Source organism: Chryseobacterium mulctrae (assembly GCF_006175945.1).
GTDB lineage: Bacteria > Bacteroidota > Bacteroidia > Flavobacteriales > Weeksellaceae > Chryseobacterium > Chryseobacterium mulctrae.
In genome coordinates this window covers 1-15,271 of record NZ_VAJL01000002.1, presented here as the reverse complement: position 1 = coordinate 15,271, position 15,271 = coordinate 1, and the positions used below count along the sequence as shown (strand labels likewise).

The window sequence follows — 15,271 nt, the reverse complement described above, 5'->3', positions numbered from 1 at the left end:
ATTAATTTTCTTCAGGACAAGACTGCGTGTTAAAACACTTCCATCCCGTTCGAGTACCATCTGTATTTATTTTCATACAGTTATTGGTTGTATCATAGAACGTCATTCCAACTATCGGAACAGCTATAACAGGAGCAGTCAACGCTACATTTACAGGCTCACCGGCAATAACAGCACCTGCAGTAGTAGCTGCAGCAGGCATTCTATTCATTACAAACGCTTTGGTATTGGCTTCAAGAGCTGTCCACCCGTTATTCCTGATCATTGGCCAGTTTGTATTATTTACTCCCGCCCTGTTAAATGCGGTAATACCGTGTATCGTCGCATTATCAGTTCCTAAGGTTATGGTTGGGTTTCTATAGCATTTACAGTCATTAAGTGCTGAGTTCTGAGAATTCCCGACAGCCTGACCTACTCCTGAAACAGGAGAAGAACCTGTATTGTCTGCTACACCTGCAGCTGCTGCACCTGCAACAAGACCAATACTCGCATTGCTGTTATTTGCACCATTATTGACAACCTGAGGAACACCATTGGCTGCTGTAGCAGTACTGATGATCTGAGAAGGTGTACCTGCTGTCGTTCCGTTAAATCTTACATTGATCTGTCCCGGATTGGTTGGAGAAGTCAAAGGATTAACCATAGAATAAGTGACATTTTCGGAACCTTCAATTGCATCAGGACAGCTGTCGCCGTCTGAATCTGTATCTAAGTGATTAGATATCCCGTCGTTATCTGTATCAAGTTCAATAGGGGTACTGCAGAAATCATTGATTCTTATACGGTGTACGTTTGTTGACCCTCCTGTGGAAGCGGTAAAACCAAAACGAACTTTGCTGGCTCCAAAATAAGTATTTGCAAAATTAGCAGTTGTAAGAGTTCCTGCAGTTATTCCATCAACTGTATACGATAGGGTTTGCGTCCCTGCATTCCAGGTAACTACCACAGGATGATAGGCATTATTTTCCAACTGACCCAAATCAACGGAAGTTGTAAGACCGGCACCCTGATTGTCAGAATCCCAAATCTGACCGTGATCCGCAACAATATCTCCAACACCAGGTCCATTATCATAAGTGTCCAATTCCAGAACTAGACCGTTAGCAATATTCTGTGCACCCATTCCCACACCTGTTGCTCCAACAGCAGCTGTTCCGGCAGGGGAGTTTTGAAATACGACCGCTATACCATCAGCACCGGCATCAAATTCTCCTACAAATGCATCAAAAGTAAAAGAAAAACTTTTTGTAAAATCTACTTTTCCGACTGACCAGTATTGACCACTTTGAGAGCCCGCATTTGGAGTCAACTGTGCAATATTTGCACTTACTCCGGAAGCATTATTATTTGGGACGAAAGTAAAATTGTTTAAAAATGATGCGGCAGCCAAACCATTTTCTGTACAGTCTGTAATACCATCATTATCATCATCGAGATCTACAGTATTTGCCAATCCGTCGATATCTGTATCTGGTTCTATTGTCGCTGTTACAGTACACGTTGTTGTACTTCCATTCAGGTCAACGGTAAGAGTTCTTGATCCTGCAGCTCCTGTCCCGTTGTAAGTAATGGGAACATCAATGAAAGTCGTTGCCGTAGTTACTGTAACTGAGTGAGCGGGATTTGTAAAATCCGTTCCAATTACATTTAAAACATAATTTCCGGGTCCATAAATATCTGAAACAGGAATACGTAATGTTCTTGTTGAAGATGTCCCGGCCCTATACGGAGTGGTTCCCTGAAATGCTGTTCCACCACAATTAAATGTGAATGGCTGAAAATAATCAACAGATGCAAGATCAATATTTGAACTGCCTAATCCTGTTAATGTATATTGAGTAAGGTATTCTGATACTCCAGTAGAAATGTTAATACGATATATAACAACGGTATCATTCCCATTTCCTGAAGAAGCAAAGACAAAGCCATTCAAGTATGCAGTACCTCTTATATTTCCTACATCTATAGTTGTGGCAGTATTTGCCGTTGCATTTCTTACCCCAACAGGTCCTGTGATCTGTGTAATTTGAGTTGCTGTTGCAGAAGTTACAGCTCCGTTAATAGCGATTTTATATAGATACCTTATAAAAGTTGTACCATTTTGATGCTGAAGAATCGTGTAAACATTATTTTCATAATCATAAAATGTATCACTTGCAAAAATGGTTGAACGAGGATTACCAGCAGTTCCATCACCATTAGCATTCCAAATTGCATCGCCTGTAATAGGAATAGCAGCAGAAACAGTAGGATACAACCTGTAAAGATTTTTACCATTAAAACCAAAGACTTGTCCGAAATTGTTTCCCAAAACATTATTAGTTCCTAAACCTCCGATGGTAACAGCAGGTAAGGTAAGTCCTGTTGCAGTTCCATTTTTTAATATCGGACTGTTTGCCGCAGTATTGGAGTTAATAAAAACAAGCGGTTGGTTCGCGACCGTAGTATCGTAACCAATTGCTAAATTACTTACAGATGCACCGTTATTTGCATTGTAATATGCCGGTGATGTAATTGAAGCAGGCAATGTGGTTTGAACAGTTGATGGCGTATTACCCGTAATATCATAAACGTGGCCTACCCCTGTTCCTGCAGATGACAGATATAACTTACCTGCGCTTTGAGCTAAAATTAGTGTTGAATTAACAGCTACTAATAATAGAATTAAAAATATTTTATTTTTCATATAAAAGTATTAGAATAATTATCTCGATTGTCTGTTGAGATGTGAAAAAAATAAATGCCTTTTTATTCTATACTATGGGTGGCGGTCTTACAGAATAGACTTGAGAATAACAATAATCTAAAGATTTGTTATTGTAATGAAAATATTTGTAAGAATGAAGATAATTTAAAGATGATGTTATGAGAAAATTATGATATCTGTGAACTGTCTTTGAAAAATTATCGTGGTGATTATTCGGAACTATATAATCTTTAGCGACCTGATAAACTGTCAAAAACTGTCCTGAAGAAGGATGGTGATAAAACTGATGGCTGTGAAAAAGTTCTTTTTGCTTTTCAAACGCTCTAATCTTTTTATCAACCGTATCCTGTTCGTCTTTTTTCTTCTTTTTGACTGCATTTTGCAACTGATCCTTTAGCGGCGTTTTTTTACTAGAGGCGCTAGCTGTGGATTTAATCAGTATTTGATCTTTTTTACTGACATTAAACAAAAAATCACCACCTTTAAGTCTGATATCCTTGTTAAGGATCTGCTTGTTGAAATTTTCCTCTGTGGAATAAATAATGGCTCCTTTAGCCATTACAATACTTACCTGCTGTCTTATCTCATGTTCAATAGAATCCTGGGCAGAAAGAAAAGAATGACACATGGAGAATATTAAAATTAAAAATATACGGAAACTGTTGAAATTGTTTTGATATTTCAGATATCCGACATGTATAATTCTGGTTATTGGAATTTTATTCAACTGTAATTTTTCCTGCCACAAAAATAAACATAATTATCATTAAATCATATTATTATAGATGATTTATTCCTACTCCCAGTATCGAGTTATAAGGTTGCAGTATGTGTAAGAAAAGCTTAAATCACGGGAAGTCTTGTTGATAGGGTCGAATAAACTTACTGCATTTAATACTTAGATATATAAATTAAAATTTTACAGTACTAATTTGTCTGAAATAAAGAATAATAAACTCTATGACTTGCCTCAAAGAGTTTTTATCATTTACAAATGTAATTTAGAGTATCGTTTTTTGAGACTTTATTTGATCTAGAACGTTTCGGGGCTCCTTTGCGATGGTGGGGCATTCGAAGCACAAATCTTCAATTTTGAACAAAATTTGAACCGAAAAACTGCCGTTGAACTTTGCAGTTTCGCCCCACTATTGCAAAATCCTTGTTGAACTAAACCTCCGGTAGCTTTTCCCTTCGCTGTTTTATTAACTTTGGTAAAACAACAAAAAATCTTTAAAATGGCTACAAAAAAAATCTCCGGAGGAGTTAAGGGTAAACAAAATTCTGAACCGTGCCTCGAGCGAAGTTAGTGGTTTTGCCGAACTGCTGCAACGCTTCGAAAGGAATATTTCGATCTTGGGCAGGAGCCCCAGAACGTTCGACAATTATTCCCGCCATGTGACAGCCCTGGCACTGCATTTTAAAACCCTGCCTACCGAGTTGGATCCCGAACAGGTCAAAGATTATCTTTTTGAACTGCAGCAACGCTCCAAAACTCCTTCCCAAACTTACTTTAAACACACCGTTTACGGACTTCGCTTTTTATTGAAAACGGAAGGCCTGCCTTATAGTTTTCTGCATCTTCCCGCTATTCCACAAGTGAAAAAGCTTCCTGTCATCCTGAGTCGGGAAGAGATCTGGCGTATGCTTCAATCCGCCGAACTCCTGAAACATAAACTGCTCATCGGACTTATTTACGGCTGTGGACTGCGGTGTATGGAAGTAAGGAATATCGAACTTCAGCATCTGGATTTTGACCGGAAGATGTTACATGTTGTTCAGGGTAAAGGGAGCAAAGACCGGTATGTTCCTTTGTCGGAACATTTGATCAGTGGACTGAAAACCTTTATCAGTATTGAGAATCCTAATCAGTATCTGTTTAATGGCAATCAAAACAGGAATATCGAAGATATTGATGTTTTAGCTCCGAATAGAAAAGATTTCGATTCCCGCTACAGTCAGCGTGGCGTGCAGTGGGTAATAAAAACCATCTCTAAAAAAGCAGGCATCACCAAAGAGGTGCACACCCACACGCTACGACACAGCTATGCGACTCATCTGCTGGAAGACGGTGTTCCGATCATTATGGTGCAGAAACTTCTGGGTCATGAGCGTATTGAAAGTACAATGGAATATCTTCATGTGTGCCAGCTCTCGGACCAAAAACCGCACAGTCCTTTGGATACGGTATTTACTTTATGCAGCAGGAATGCAGGCCCGAAGTAAAGGTGCGAATGTAGCAGAAGTTCTTCGCAAAATCAATTTATCATCCCAAAACTTCAGCGTTCATCAGGAAAAGACATTGCGGGCATTGTCCAACTGCCGGACTTCTGCCTTGGGTGGTCATATTGATACGTGTGATGGTTGCGGAAATCTTTCCATCAGTTACAACTCCTGCCGTAACCGGCACTGTCCGCAGTGCCAGGGTCATAAACGGGAAGAATGGATCCAGAAGCGCGAACAGGACCTCTTGCCCTGCAGCTATTACCATGTGGTTTTTACCCTGCCGGAGGAGTTGAATGGGCTCGCAATATCCCAGCCCCAACTTATTTACAAGATCCTGTTTGAGGCCGCCTGGGCCACTTTGAACCAGTTCGGCAAAACCGAAGGCCTGCAGCTGGGCATGATTGGTGTTTTGCACACGTGGGGACAAAACCTGAGTCTTCATCCGCATCTGCACTGCATTGTGCCGGGAGGTGGTCTCACGATGCAGGGAAAATGGAGAAAGAAAGTAAGGACGGATAAGTTTCTGTTTCCAGTAAAAGCGCTGAGCAAAGTCTTTCGGGCAAAGTTTGTGACTTCCTTAAGAGCCTGTGGAATTACTGACCGGGATTTAATGGAGAAACTCTTCACCAAGAACTGGGTCGTATATGCCAAGCGGCCTTTTGGCGGCCCGAAACAGGTGATCGAGTACTTGGGGAGATACACTCACAAAGTCGCCATCAGCAATCACCGCATAAAAGAAGTGACGGATCAGCAGGTCCGTTTTGAGTACAAAGATTACCGCAAAGGCGGCGAAAAAAAGGAAATGACTCTTGCAAACACGGAGTTTGTCCGGAGGTTTTCGATGCATATTTTACCGAAAAGATTTGTAAGGATCCGGCATTACGGCATCCTGAGCAGCAGCTGGAAGCGTGGGAAACTGCAGGCACTGCAATCCGATTTGAAAATCAGAGTTACTGCAGCAAAACCGAAAACTTTGCTCCGGAAATGTCGAAGTTGCAAGGAAGGAAACTTAGTCACTATAGCTGTTTTCGGGCAGCGCGGTCCGCCACCGGAATTTCTTTTCGTTATCCAACCATTGTCTGCAAAATAACCTTTGCGGGTAAGGGAATTTATATGCTGCAGCGAAGAAAAACCTGCAGAAAACCACTCATAAAGGCTACCAAATGCCACAAAAAAAAGCAGTCATTCCAAAAAACTGCTTTGTTACCCTAAATCCTAAAATCGAAAACTACATAGACGGCCAAAAAAGCTCCCGGAGCTTCCGTTCAACGGGCTTTCATCTCGTGTCCTGCGGACAAGACGAAAGCTTAGTTATTAGCAGAAGGTTTTTTTAGAATGATCTTTTAATTTCATCGAAAACAATTTTACGATAATATTTCCGCATTTTTCTTTGCAACTTAAAATCATCTCTTCTCAAATCCTGTGAAACATCAGCACCGTTGAAATAAATTTGAGTTCTATTCCCTTTTAGAGGGAAAATAGTAAAACTTATATTTCGTAAAGTATCATTGTCAATAATTAACTCATTTTTAATATATTTTTTTCCTCCACTTGTAGAATCAATAACACTTCGATAATGAATTAGTCTCACCGTGTCAAATTCGATTCCATTTTGTTTAAGTTTATTAAGTACGTAGTCTTTGCTATGGTTTACTTTCATATTGCATTTGTAACATTGAAGATTTCCATTATTCATAGTAAAGTAATGACTTGGTGGCGGTGCTTCTGCAATAAATATGAATAAAGATATGACAAAAATAAATTTTGGATTCAGTTTTTTTATTGTTAAAAAATCTATTTTGTGAACATTTTTAATCAGATAATATGGTATTGGCAAAAGTAATAAAACAAACAAATCAGAATAATCAATAATTCTTGATGTTTGAATTGGTGAAATTTCATTGTAGAAATTAATCAGACTTTGTGAATATTGACTTTTCCAAAATGAGAAAATAATAGCTGCAGCAAAAACACTATTCTGCTTGAGTTTTGGGAAAATATATGTCAAAAAAAATGGAAAAATAATTATTCCACAAACATCAGATAATTTTCCAGTAAAATAATTTGAAAATTCAAATTTGAATATTTGATCATTTAAAAATAGAATCAAAATGCCAAAAATGAAAATGTAATTTACAATATAATTTTTGTTACGATTTGTGTTCATAAACTTTCTGCTAACTTCCAAATTTACGCATTGCGTCAATCCAAACTATATGATATTCGCAAAGCCATTTATGCTACTAATATAAAATATTATTTTGATTAATTGATTATTAGTTTCATACAGTTTTGTTTCGCTCAAATTTATCTTTGGATTAGCGAACTTTTACCTTTTAATACCCATTTTTTTAATTTCTTCATCACTATAATTGTCCAGAATTTTAGCATACCGATAAAAGGTAGCCCTAGTCAATCCAAAAGGCTTATAAATATCTTCGGGACGTTTCGTGACATCTTTGTATATATTGCGCAGAAGTAACAGTTTAGAAATTGTTTCTGCAGTATAACCTTTTGGTCTGCCACCGAGTCTACCTCTTGCTCTTGCAGATTGTAGTCCTGCGTTGGTTCTTTCTCTTATTAACTCTCTTTCATATTCAGCTAAAGAAGCCATGAGATTCAAAAATAGTCGTCCATTGATAGTTGAAGTATCTACACCATCTACAAGACCTTTTATTAAAATTCCTTTATCACTCAAACTTAAGACAAGATCAATAATGTTTTTTAAACTTCTACCCAATCTGTCCAATCGCCACACATAAAGTTCGTCACCTTCTCGAAACTGGTCAATCATCTTATCAAGTTCGGGACGATTCTTTGTTGCACCCGAAATTTTCTCCTGATAAATTTTCTCACAACCTGCTTTTTCTAAGGCTTCAATTTGTAAATGCAAATTTTGATCTTTGGTTGAAACCCGAGCATATCCTATTTTCATATTTTTGTTACATTAAACTCATACTATGTAAATTTATGAAACTTTGTTTAATGATACGAGATTTTGAGAAAATTATTTGAAAAAATAAGAATTCAAAGTTGCATTTTTCAAAATCTCAAAATACTACCGTTTTTTTAAACTAAAACAAATTATATAATGTTGATTATATAATTATTTTTAATTTAGCACTGACACTAAATGCCTTCAATTAATTATGAATTTCATAATTGAAAATTCAAGAAAAATTGAAAGGTTTAAATTATTTTTTTTCAAAAAATGCAATTATTTTTATGATAATAGTTTTTAAATTATTCTCAAATTCAACTTTATAGTAAGATTCAATAAAGTTGGTTTCTTCCATCGTATTACAGACAATTCTCCTTAAGTCATGTCTTCCAATGTTTGGGTCATTCTGTATAGACTTGAGATATTTTTTTCTTTCAATATTAGTTTCCAAATTGTCTAAGGTAGATTTAATTTTATCAAATGTTTTCATATTATAAAATTATTATGAAATATAATATCAACTTTACGGTTAACAGTAATTTTGAAAAAATACTCCAAACATTCAGCAAAATAGTTCGATAAAACTAATCTTAAAGATAGTAAGCTGCATCAGATCCGAATTGTAATAACGAATTATTAAATACTCCAAACATTCAGCAATTCCGATAAAAATTTTTCTTTTTTTCGCAACTTTTTTCTTTTTACGATAGAGAAAAATTATAGTTTGTTTTTTCCGACTATAAAAAAATTATCCGAAAGGACAAAAAAAAGATCGTGAGCATAGCGAACTCCTTTTATTATAAACTTTAATACTCCTTTATATAATACTTTTAGAGTCGCCCGTAACCCATTACTGAAAGGACTTGGCACGCATTTACACCCCAAACATTCAGCAAAAACACTCCAAACATTCAGCAAAAACACTCCAAACATTCAGCAGAAATAGGCAATATGCACTCCAAACATTCTGCAAAAAAAGTTCACTTTTTTGTGATGCTGTAACCCCTTTACCATCATTGTATTGAAAACTATTAAAAAATATAAAATTATACTCCAAACATTCAGCAAACTTTGCAATTTTGTATGTTTTTTATCCTAAAAACTTCAATTACTCCAAACATTCAGCAAATTCACTCCAAACATTCAGCAAAAAAACTCCAAACATTCAGCAATAGTTTTTAAAATACTCCAAACATTCAGCATTATTCTGAAGTAATCAACTTAGGATATCCTTTTGGAAATTGTTTGAATTTTTCTGAATTTTCATACTGATTTTGAATTTCTACTTGCCATTTTGCTAAAAATTTCAATCCTGTTAAATCTGTCATTTTAATATCCTGTTTTCTAACAGATTTTTTTAAATTGTCATATGCATCATTCATTAATTCCATATCTGCCGAACTATTTAAATAAATAGTTTCAATATGTTCTAAGCTATCTTTATCAATTTTGTGTCTTCTTTGCAAGTAATTAATTTGATACTTTACCTTGGCTTTATATGCATTTTCAGGTTTAAGCCTTTCTAAAATCTTATTTCGATTCACATCTAATGCGATAATGTAGTAAGTCCCATTTTTATAGGTGAAAGCAAAACTTCTATCATTAAATTCATATAATTTCGCCTGTATTGGTTTTAAGAATTTTTCACTTATGTAATCTTTATCTCTACCTTCTAAACTAAATTTCTTTTTAGTGTTTCAATGTTAATTTGTGTCCAGCTTGTATATGTTTCTTTTTTGAATTCAGCATCTTTATACATCGGTATTGATCTCAACCATAGAGCAAAAAATATTTGTTGAGTGTTGGGAATATTATAAGCCAAATTGAAAAGTACATCATTGTAAAATTCAATATTTGCCATTTTTTCCAACCAATAACTATTTACTTCTAAATATACTTTACCCCTTGTGAACGAATTATTTGCTATAAGAGGAATAACACTTCTAATTTCTTCACCTTTAGAGTTTTTTTGAACCACTGTTCTTAATGTACGCTGTATTAAAAGATGTAAGGCTTTTTCAATTCTTTGAACATTTCTCGATGGTGATATTAATTCAGTAGGAATAATAAAATTTGCAAATGTATTATCTCGTGAAAGAAATTCTTCTTCAAATAGTGAAGGTGTATAAGGCGCACGAGGTTGGTTGAAATTGACTGATTTTGCCTGATGTATCAAAATAAAGATTATTCTAATTGCTTCAATGGGTGCATCTATCAATTCACCGGAATTTTTGAAAATTTCGCTATAGATTAGATTTGAAATATTTATATACTCTATTTTCTCTTTTTTTCATCAAAAGTTTTTACAACATTTTTAGGCTTATTAATGTCGTAGTAAATAATATTTTTATCAGAAGAAAGTTTTATTTCTTTACTATCTATTTCTTTGATTCTCTGTAAATAATTCTTTTTCATCCTATGTTATTTTTTGCAAATTGTTGAAATGTAAAATCCTGTACAGGATGTTCTTTATCAAAAATTGAATGATAATTATTAGCCTTCGGATTAGAAAAGTAATCGTTTTTATGAAGATAAATCTTAATCCATAACCACGGCTTATTTTCTTTATCTAAGTAATCTGCCATTTTTGAAGGCTTCCAAACCTTGTTGTACCATATTGTTTTTTTTTCGTTAGTTAAATATGCTACACAAAAAAAACCTTTACTTTCTGTCTTTTTCATCGTAATATTTTTGGTGTTAGGAAAAATATTTGTAAATTCGTGTTAGGAAAAAACAAATTATTTTGTTTGAGGAGTTCTAATTTATTAGAGCTCTTTTTTTATTTTGACTTTAATTCTGTACTGTCTGCGTTCTTAGATGGTTTTTTGATTTTTGAAAATGTGGCAATTCCGCCTATCACTAAAGCAAAAACAAAAATTACAACGATTATCAAACAACCTGCATTTAGAGTTTGCATAAAACACCCCTGTCCTTTCGGTTTTAAAACTTTGGTGGTATTGATAGGATAACCGCAATAAGGGCAATTATTTGCACTATCTGAAATCGATTTGGAACACTCCGGACAATTAATTAAAGCCATGACTTTTTATTTAAGTTTATACTTATTTTCTAAATGCTCAATTAACAAGGAAAATAATTCTTCCTTAATAAATACTCCCCCACCCTTTTGCTTGTGATAAATAAAATTATAGATAAAATTTTGATCTGCTTCACTAATTAGAAATGAAGTGTTTTTCTTTATAATATCTTTATTTGCTGTAGATTTTCTACCTTTTTTTGTCGGCACAGGTACATCGTCTGGACGTTGCTTCACAAAGGGCGAAGCTTCTTGTAATAGTTTGATTCCTTCTCTTACGGCAGAACCTTCACTATAGCTATAATCAGATTCAATCTTATGAATTACGAGTTCTTTCAGATAAGTAATCATGCTGACAGGAAGAGTTACGGCTAAGACAACACTGTTTTTATCAGAATATACATGCTTTTTCTCTTCTATTTTATCATTACTCACCTGCAAGTTTGTTCCTGCTGTTTTAAGCTTATCTAATCCTTTCATTATTGGCTTTTTATGCATTACTCTTAATCTTTTGTATTAATTCATCAGCTAACTTTCTGTAATCCATAGAAACAGGGCTATAGGGCTTTAAAAACACTGCTGATTCACCAAGATTTATACTTGTTCTAATAAACGCATTCTTTCTTACATAACTTTTAAAAAGCATATCAGAAATTGGGCTTTCCGAAAGTTCTCTGTAAGCTTCTTTAAAATCTTTCGTATTTTCTTCTACTTTAGCGAAGAAAAACCCTAAATATTTTGCCTTCAATTCTTCATTGGTCTGCAATTCATTAATTTTTATAATTAATGAAGTTAAACCATCCAAAGTAAAAGCGTCATAATCAACAGGAGAAATTATATAATCAGATGCATAAACTGCAATTTCTCCAAAGCCTAAATCATCATTAATAGGTTTAGGTGGACAATCAATCAAAATATAATCGAAATCATCACCAATTTTTTTCAATGCTTTTTTTAGGCTCTTCCTATTTAAGTTTTTGGTTGACAAAGTTAATTTACCTGCAATTACACTAACATTTTCACCTTTTCCTTTATTTACATATCTAACAGGTTCAACAGATTTTAAAAAATCTTCAACATTATATTCATTCTCTGCATCTACTCCATAACCTAACGATAAATGACATTGCGTGTCAAAATCAATAACTAAAACTTTCAAGCCCATTTCAGCCATTACACCCGAAATATTAATTGTACTTGTGGTTTTTGTTACACCGCCTTTTTGCGTAAAAATTGATATTACTTTTGCTTTCATGTACTGTATATTTTAGTTCGTTAAATTCGTTCCGGATTGAGCTGAAATCGTTCAGATCCTGGAACGAATAACGAATTATTTTTTATTTTAATTTAGTTAATTCAATTTTAGCTTTTTTTAAACTTTCTTCAACTGTAGAAATTGAGTTAATCAATTTATCCGTATCACTTAAAAATTTCGTTTTTTCTTTCTGAGCATTTTGCAAATCAGATTGAAGTTTCAAAATTTCTTTTGATTGCTCAATTCTCAATTCTTCATTCTTCAGAAATTCGAAAAAAAGCTTTTTAACCGCTTCGCCATTATTGGTGGTTCGAAACTTATTTAATATTTTCTCAAAATTATCTTTATCCTGTTCTGTCAAATCTTTGACATAGATAATATCTGGTCTTGTATTAACTCTTGCCATTTCTAATGAATTTAGATAATTATTAAAACCAACCTATCTGAGTTAAATTCTCGGTTTCTTTGTTCTTTTCTTCCCATTCAGTTCTTATATAAGAGGAATTTCCTATATCATATCTTCTAACTTCAAATTCGTCTAAAATATCTGAAGGAATATTTTTTACATTCATGCAGATGCTTTCATAACTTCCGTCAAATTTTCTATCTGCTCCCAAAATTGCATTGGTTTTATATTTCGTCTCTTCATCGTAAGCGTAAAGCTTTAAAGATTTTCCTGCAATTAATTCTAAAATTTCAATTGCCTTATTTGTATTTTTTACTGATAATCCCATAATTAAAACATTTGTGTTTGTTTTTTTGTTTCTAAAATCTCACAAGTATCTCCAACATAAAAAGTCCAATCCTGACCATTATCATCAGAGAAAAAAACAGTATTACTACTTTCATAACAAAGTCCTGTTAAAATTCTTCCTACGGCTACTGTTGAGCCTGTCTTTCTTGTATCTTCTACTTTTAAAACTTCGAAGCTTACATATTTTGGAGCGTTCATATAATATTTAATTATTGGTTATAATGTTAATACAAATATAACACTTAATTTTTAATTAAATGTTATATTGTTATAAATTTTATTTTAAAAATGTGTGATTTCCACTATCTACAATTGTGACCAGAGCCATACAGGCAACAAGTATTATTATTGCGATTATAGGGTGTAAATTATCTTGATGGGGTTTAATAGTATTTTTCATAAGAATATTATAATGTTTAATTAATGGTTATAATGTTATATAAATGAAAGGCTTAATTAAAAGCCTTTCATTAAAAGAATTAAGAATTTGTGTCTTTAGAACCTAACAATAAAACTTCTTCTACTCTGATTTCCGTAATGTATTTTTTCACCCCGTCTTTATCGTCATAGCTTCTATAAGTGAGTTTTCCCTCAATTCCAATTTCTTTTCCTTTGGAAACATATTTCTGAAGGATTTCGGCAGTCTTTCCGAATGCTACGAGATTGTGCCATTGTGTTTCTTCGACCTTTTCGCCTTTTGCATTGGTGTAATGGTCATTTGTTGCCAACGTTACTGAAGCTTTTAAACTTCCGTTTTCAAAGTTAATTACTTCAACTTCTTTTCCTGTGTGTCCGATTAATCGAACTGAATTTTTAATACTCATGATATTGATTTTAAAAGATTAAATTAATGATTTTTGATTAGTTCTGTTTTAAAACTTTTGGGTTAAAACAAGTGTTGATTATCTCCAGATAATATTTTTCTTTTTCAGAAAATTTTCTTTCTCCGTCAATAAAAAATAGTTCGGTGCTTTTTTGAAAATACTCCTTTTCAAAATCTTTAAAGGATCTGCTGTAAGTAATTACAAAAAAAGATTTTATTTTGAAAATTAACTTTTTCATAATTATTTTTTTAAAGTTTCTTCCAATTCTCCGGATTTATTATTGATGATAAAATCCAAAGTTCCAACGACCATATAATAGTTAGGAATTTCATCGTTAAGAATCATTTCTTTGGCTCTTCCGTTTGCTTCATCTTTATGATGTTGGTAACCCATTTCATAGCCTATATAAAATTCAAGGCTTAATAGAATTGCTGTTGCAAATATTCCGATGATAATAATTGTAGCCTTTTTCATAATATTATATGATTTAATTAATTGTTATATTGTTATAATTTTGTTTTTTAATTTCCTGTAAATCGTCAGCAAAAAGTAGACACTATATAGTATAAAAGTTAAGGAGTGTTTTCAAAAAAAGAATTACATTTAATTATGGAAACACCTAAAAAGAAAAGTTCCGAAAAATTCATAAAAGACATCCGTAAAAATACAAGGAGGATCTTTACAGCCGAGCAGAAAATTTTAATCGTAATGGAAGGGCTTCGTGCAGAAACTTCTGTAGCGGAACTATGCCGACAGCATAATATTGCCAATCTCAGTTTTATTCCTGGAACAAAGAATTTATGGAAGCCGGTAAAAAACGACTCAACGGCGATGTCATTAGAGAAGCCACGAGTGATGAAGTGTCGGATTTGAAGAAAGAGAATGCCCGACTGAAGGAAATGGTTGCCGATTTGGTTCTGCGCTATGACATTGTAAAAAAAAGCTTAGACATGCTGGATTGACCATAATACAGAAAGTTTATGAGATTATCAGCAAGTGAGAAATACGAAATTATTCAAGAAGTTACTACGAGTGAAATTGGTGTAAAACGAACCTTGGAAAGCTTTGGGATTGCAAGAAGTACTTTCTATAAGTGGTATCAGAAATACCTTGAAAACGGCTACGATGGCTTGGAAACGTCCAAAAGAACATCTAAAAGACAATGGAATAGCATTCCGGAAGAAAAAAAGATTTGGTAGTAGAAATCGCTTTGGAACATACAGAACTTTCCTCAAGAGAACTGGCGCACAAAATTACCATGAACAAGGTATTTTCATCTCAGAATCCAGTGTTTACAGGATTTTGAAGCAACGGGATTTAATCCCTGCACCGAATCATTTTTACTTTCAGCAGCAAATGAATTTAAGGATAAGACAGAATTTGTGCATCAAATGTGGCAAACAGATTTCACTTATTTTAAAGTGATTGGTTGGGGTTGGTACTATCTGAGCTGTTTTAGACGACTACAGCAGGTATATCATCCACTGGAACTCTGTGATTCGATGAAGGCTGAAGATGTGAAAAGAACAG

At 34.0% G+C, this 15,271-nt stretch carries 22 protein-coding genes; 4 read left to right on the top strand and 18 right to left on the bottom strand.

Annotation, left to right across the window (positions count from 1 at the left end):
* Position 1 precedes the first annotated feature (1 nt).
* Together FDY99_RS22210 and FDY99_RS22205 are read right to left on the bottom strand one after the other, a co-directional pair.
* Positions 2-2,686, bottom strand: coding sequence for an L-type lectin-domain containing protein (locus tag FDY99_RS22210; protein WP_139421435.1), 2,685 nt, complete (start codon positions 2,684-2,686; stop codon positions 2-4).
* A gap of 67 nt (positions 2,687-2,753) precedes the next feature.
* Entirely contained in the window at positions 2,754-3,335 is a 582-nt protein-coding gene (locus FDY99_RS22205; protein ID WP_139421437.1) for a hypothetical protein, read from the bottom strand.
* Between the two features lie 725 nt (positions 3,336-4,060).
* Between FDY99_RS22205 and FDY99_RS22200 the strand changes: the two genes are divergently transcribed.
* Both FDY99_RS22200 and FDY99_RS22195 read left to right on the top strand, forming a co-directional pair.
* Complete coding sequence (locus FDY99_RS22200) at positions 4,061-4,930, top strand: tyrosine-type recombinase/integrase (RefSeq protein WP_228377001.1); 870 nt, start codon at positions 4,061-4,063, stop codon at positions 4,928-4,930.
* Positions 4,914-6,020 (top strand): IS91 family transposase, encoded by a 1,107-nt coding sequence (locus FDY99_RS22195; protein ID WP_139421439.1) that lies wholly within the window; start codon positions 4,914-4,916, stop codon positions 6,018-6,020. Before FDY99_RS22200 ends, FDY99_RS22195 begins: the two co-directional genes overlap by 17 nt.
* A gap of 240 nt (positions 6,021-6,260) precedes the next feature.
* On the opposite strand, the gene FDY99_RS22190 is transcribed toward FDY99_RS22195, so the two are convergent.
* From FDY99_RS22190 to FDY99_RS22120, 16 genes are all read right to left on the bottom strand, one after another.
* Entirely contained in the window at positions 6,261-6,938 is a 678-nt protein-coding gene (locus tag FDY99_RS22190) for a hypothetical protein (protein WP_228448779.1), read from the bottom strand.
* Between the two features lie 321 nt (positions 6,939-7,259).
* The gene (locus FDY99_RS22185) at positions 7,260-7,865 is read right to left on the bottom strand and encodes a recombinase family protein (protein WP_139421443.1); all 606 of its coding nucleotides are present in this window, start codon (positions 7,863-7,865) and stop codon (positions 7,260-7,262) included.
* 259 nt (positions 7,866-8,124) lie between these two features.
* Entirely contained in the window at positions 8,125-8,361 is a 237-nt protein-coding gene (locus FDY99_RS22180; protein WP_116096777.1) for a hypothetical protein, read from the bottom strand.
* A 712-nt stretch (positions 8,362-9,073) separates the two neighbouring features.
* Complete coding sequence (locus tag FDY99_RS22175; protein WP_139423889.1) at positions 9,074-9,337, bottom strand: hypothetical protein; 264 nt, start codon at positions 9,335-9,337, stop codon at positions 9,074-9,076.
* A 206-nt stretch (positions 9,338-9,543) separates the two neighbouring features.
* Positions 9,544-10,089, bottom strand: coding sequence for a hypothetical protein (locus FDY99_RS22170; protein ID WP_139423888.1), 546 nt, complete (start codon positions 10,087-10,089; stop codon positions 9,544-9,546).
* Positions 10,090-10,145: 56 nt separating this feature from the next.
* Entirely contained in the window at positions 10,146-10,286 is a 141-nt protein-coding gene (locus tag FDY99_RS23085) for a hypothetical protein (RefSeq protein WP_162304199.1), read from the bottom strand.
* Positions 10,283-10,552, bottom strand: coding sequence for a hypothetical protein (locus tag FDY99_RS22165; protein WP_139423887.1), 270 nt, complete (start codon positions 10,550-10,552; stop codon positions 10,283-10,285). Before FDY99_RS22165 ends, FDY99_RS23085 begins: the two co-directional genes overlap by 4 nt.
* A gap of 98 nt (positions 10,553-10,650) precedes the next feature.
* Complete coding sequence (locus tag FDY99_RS22160) at positions 10,651-10,911, bottom strand: zinc ribbon domain-containing protein (RefSeq protein WP_139423886.1); 261 nt, start codon at positions 10,909-10,911, stop codon at positions 10,651-10,653.
* Between the two features lie 6 nt (positions 10,912-10,917).
* On the bottom strand, positions 10,918-11,388 hold the full coding sequence (locus tag FDY99_RS22155; RefSeq protein WP_123962695.1) for a hypothetical protein: 471 nt from the start codon (positions 11,386-11,388) through the stop codon (positions 10,918-10,920).
* A gap of 10 nt (positions 11,389-11,398) precedes the next feature.
* Complete coding sequence (locus FDY99_RS22150) at positions 11,399-12,163, bottom strand: ParA family protein (RefSeq protein WP_139423885.1); 765 nt, start codon at positions 12,161-12,163, stop codon at positions 11,399-11,401.
* A gap of 82 nt (positions 12,164-12,245) precedes the next feature.
* Positions 12,246-12,569, bottom strand: a complete 324-nt coding sequence (locus FDY99_RS22145; RefSeq protein WP_139423884.1) for a hypothetical protein — start codon at positions 12,567-12,569, stop codon at positions 12,246-12,248.
* A gap of 22 nt (positions 12,570-12,591) precedes the next feature.
* Entirely contained in the window at positions 12,592-12,897 is a 306-nt protein-coding gene (locus FDY99_RS22140) for a hypothetical protein (RefSeq protein WP_139423883.1), read from the bottom strand.
* Positions 12,898-12,899: 2 nt separating this feature from the next.
* The gene (locus tag FDY99_RS22135) at positions 12,900-13,115 is read right to left on the bottom strand and encodes a hypothetical protein (RefSeq protein ID WP_139423882.1); all 216 of its coding nucleotides are present in this window, start codon (positions 13,113-13,115) and stop codon (positions 12,900-12,902) included.
* 281 nt (positions 13,116-13,396) lie between these two features.
* Positions 13,397-13,741, bottom strand: a complete 345-nt coding sequence (locus FDY99_RS22130) for a single-stranded DNA-binding protein (RefSeq protein ID WP_139423881.1) — start codon at positions 13,739-13,741, stop codon at positions 13,397-13,399.
* A gap of 37 nt (positions 13,742-13,778) precedes the next feature.
* Positions 13,779-13,979, bottom strand: coding sequence for a hypothetical protein (locus tag FDY99_RS22125; protein WP_139423880.1), 201 nt, complete (start codon positions 13,977-13,979; stop codon positions 13,779-13,781).
* Between the two features lie 2 nt (positions 13,980-13,981).
* A complete protein-coding gene (locus FDY99_RS22120) occupies positions 13,982-14,215 on the bottom strand; it encodes a hypothetical protein (RefSeq protein ID WP_139423879.1) in 234 nt (77 codons plus the stop codon).
* Positions 14,216-14,350: 135 nt separating this feature from the next.
* Between FDY99_RS22120 and FDY99_RS22115 the strand changes: the two genes are divergently transcribed.
* Positions 14,351-14,614 carry a transposase gene (locus FDY99_RS22115; protein WP_139423878.1) on the top strand — a complete coding sequence of 88 codons (264 nt, stop codon included), beginning with the start codon at positions 14,351-14,353 and terminating at the stop codon, positions 14,612-14,614.
* A gap of 107 nt (positions 14,615-14,721) precedes the next feature.
* Positions 14,722-14,940, top strand: coding sequence for a helix-turn-helix domain-containing protein (locus tag FDY99_RS22110; RefSeq protein ID WP_139423877.1), 219 nt, complete (start codon positions 14,722-14,724; stop codon positions 14,938-14,940).
* The last annotated feature ends 331 nt before the right edge of the window (positions 14,941-15,271 follow it).

Coding starts and splice junctions, on each gene's coding strand:
- FDY99_RS22155 (WP_123962695.1), bottom strand. CDS start 11,388: ATGAAAGGATTAGATAAGCTTAAAACAGCAGGAACAAACTTGCAGGTG.
- FDY99_RS22195 (WP_139421439.1), top strand. CDS start 4,914: ATGCAGGCCCGAAGTAAAGGTGCGAATGTAGCAGAAGTTCTTCGCAAA.
- FDY99_RS22150 (WP_139423885.1), bottom strand. CDS start 12,163: ATGAAAGCAAAAGTAATATCAATTTTTACGCAAAAAGGCGGTGTAACA.
- FDY99_RS22210 (WP_139421435.1), bottom strand. CDS start 2,686: ATGAAAAATAAAATATTTTTAATTCTATTATTAGTAGCTGTTAATTCA.
- FDY99_RS22165 (WP_139423887.1), bottom strand. CDS start 10,552: ATGAAAAAGACAGAAAGTAAAGGTTTTTTTTGTGTAGCATATTTAACT.
- FDY99_RS22180 (WP_116096777.1), bottom strand. CDS start 8,361: ATGAAAACATTTGATAAAATTAAATCTACCTTAGACAATTTGGAAACT.
- FDY99_RS22140 (WP_139423883.1), bottom strand. CDS start 12,897: ATGGGATTATCAGTAAAAAATACAAATAAGGCAATTGAAATTTTAGAA.
- FDY99_RS22115 (WP_139423878.1), top strand. CDS start 14,351: ATGGAAACACCTAAAAAGAAAAGTTCCGAAAAATTCATAAAAGACATC.
- FDY99_RS22185 (WP_139421443.1), bottom strand. CDS start 7,865: ATGAAAATAGGATATGCTCGGGTTTCAACCAAAGATCAAAATTTGCAT.
- FDY99_RS22135 (WP_139423882.1), bottom strand. CDS start 13,115: ATGAACGCTCCAAAATATGTAAGCTTCGAAGTTTTAAAAGTAGAAGAT.
- FDY99_RS22145 (WP_139423884.1), bottom strand. CDS start 12,569: ATGGCAAGAGTTAATACAAGACCAGATATTATCTATGTCAAAGATTTG.
- FDY99_RS22130 (WP_139423881.1), bottom strand. CDS start 13,741: ATGAGTATTAAAAATTCAGTTCGATTAATCGGACACACAGGAAAAGAA.
- FDY99_RS22160 (WP_139423886.1), bottom strand. CDS start 10,911: ATGGCTTTAATTAATTGTCCGGAGTGTTCCAAATCGATTTCAGATAGT.
- FDY99_RS22120 (WP_139423879.1), bottom strand. CDS start 14,215: ATGAAAAAGGCTACAATTATTATCATCGGAATATTTGCAACAGCAATT.
- FDY99_RS22110 (WP_139423877.1), top strand. CDS start 14,722: ATGAGATTATCAGCAAGTGAGAAATACGAAATTATTCAAGAAGTTACT.
- FDY99_RS22205 (WP_139421437.1), bottom strand. CDS start 3,335: ATGTGTCATTCTTTTCTTTCTGCCCAGGATTCTATTGAACATGAGATA.
- FDY99_RS23085 (WP_162304199.1), bottom strand. CDS start 10,286: ATGAAAAAGAATTATTTACAGAGAATCAAAGAAATAGATAGTAAAGAA.
- FDY99_RS22125 (WP_139423880.1), bottom strand. CDS start 13,979: ATGAAAAAGTTAATTTTCAAAATAAAATCTTTTTTTGTAATTACTTAC.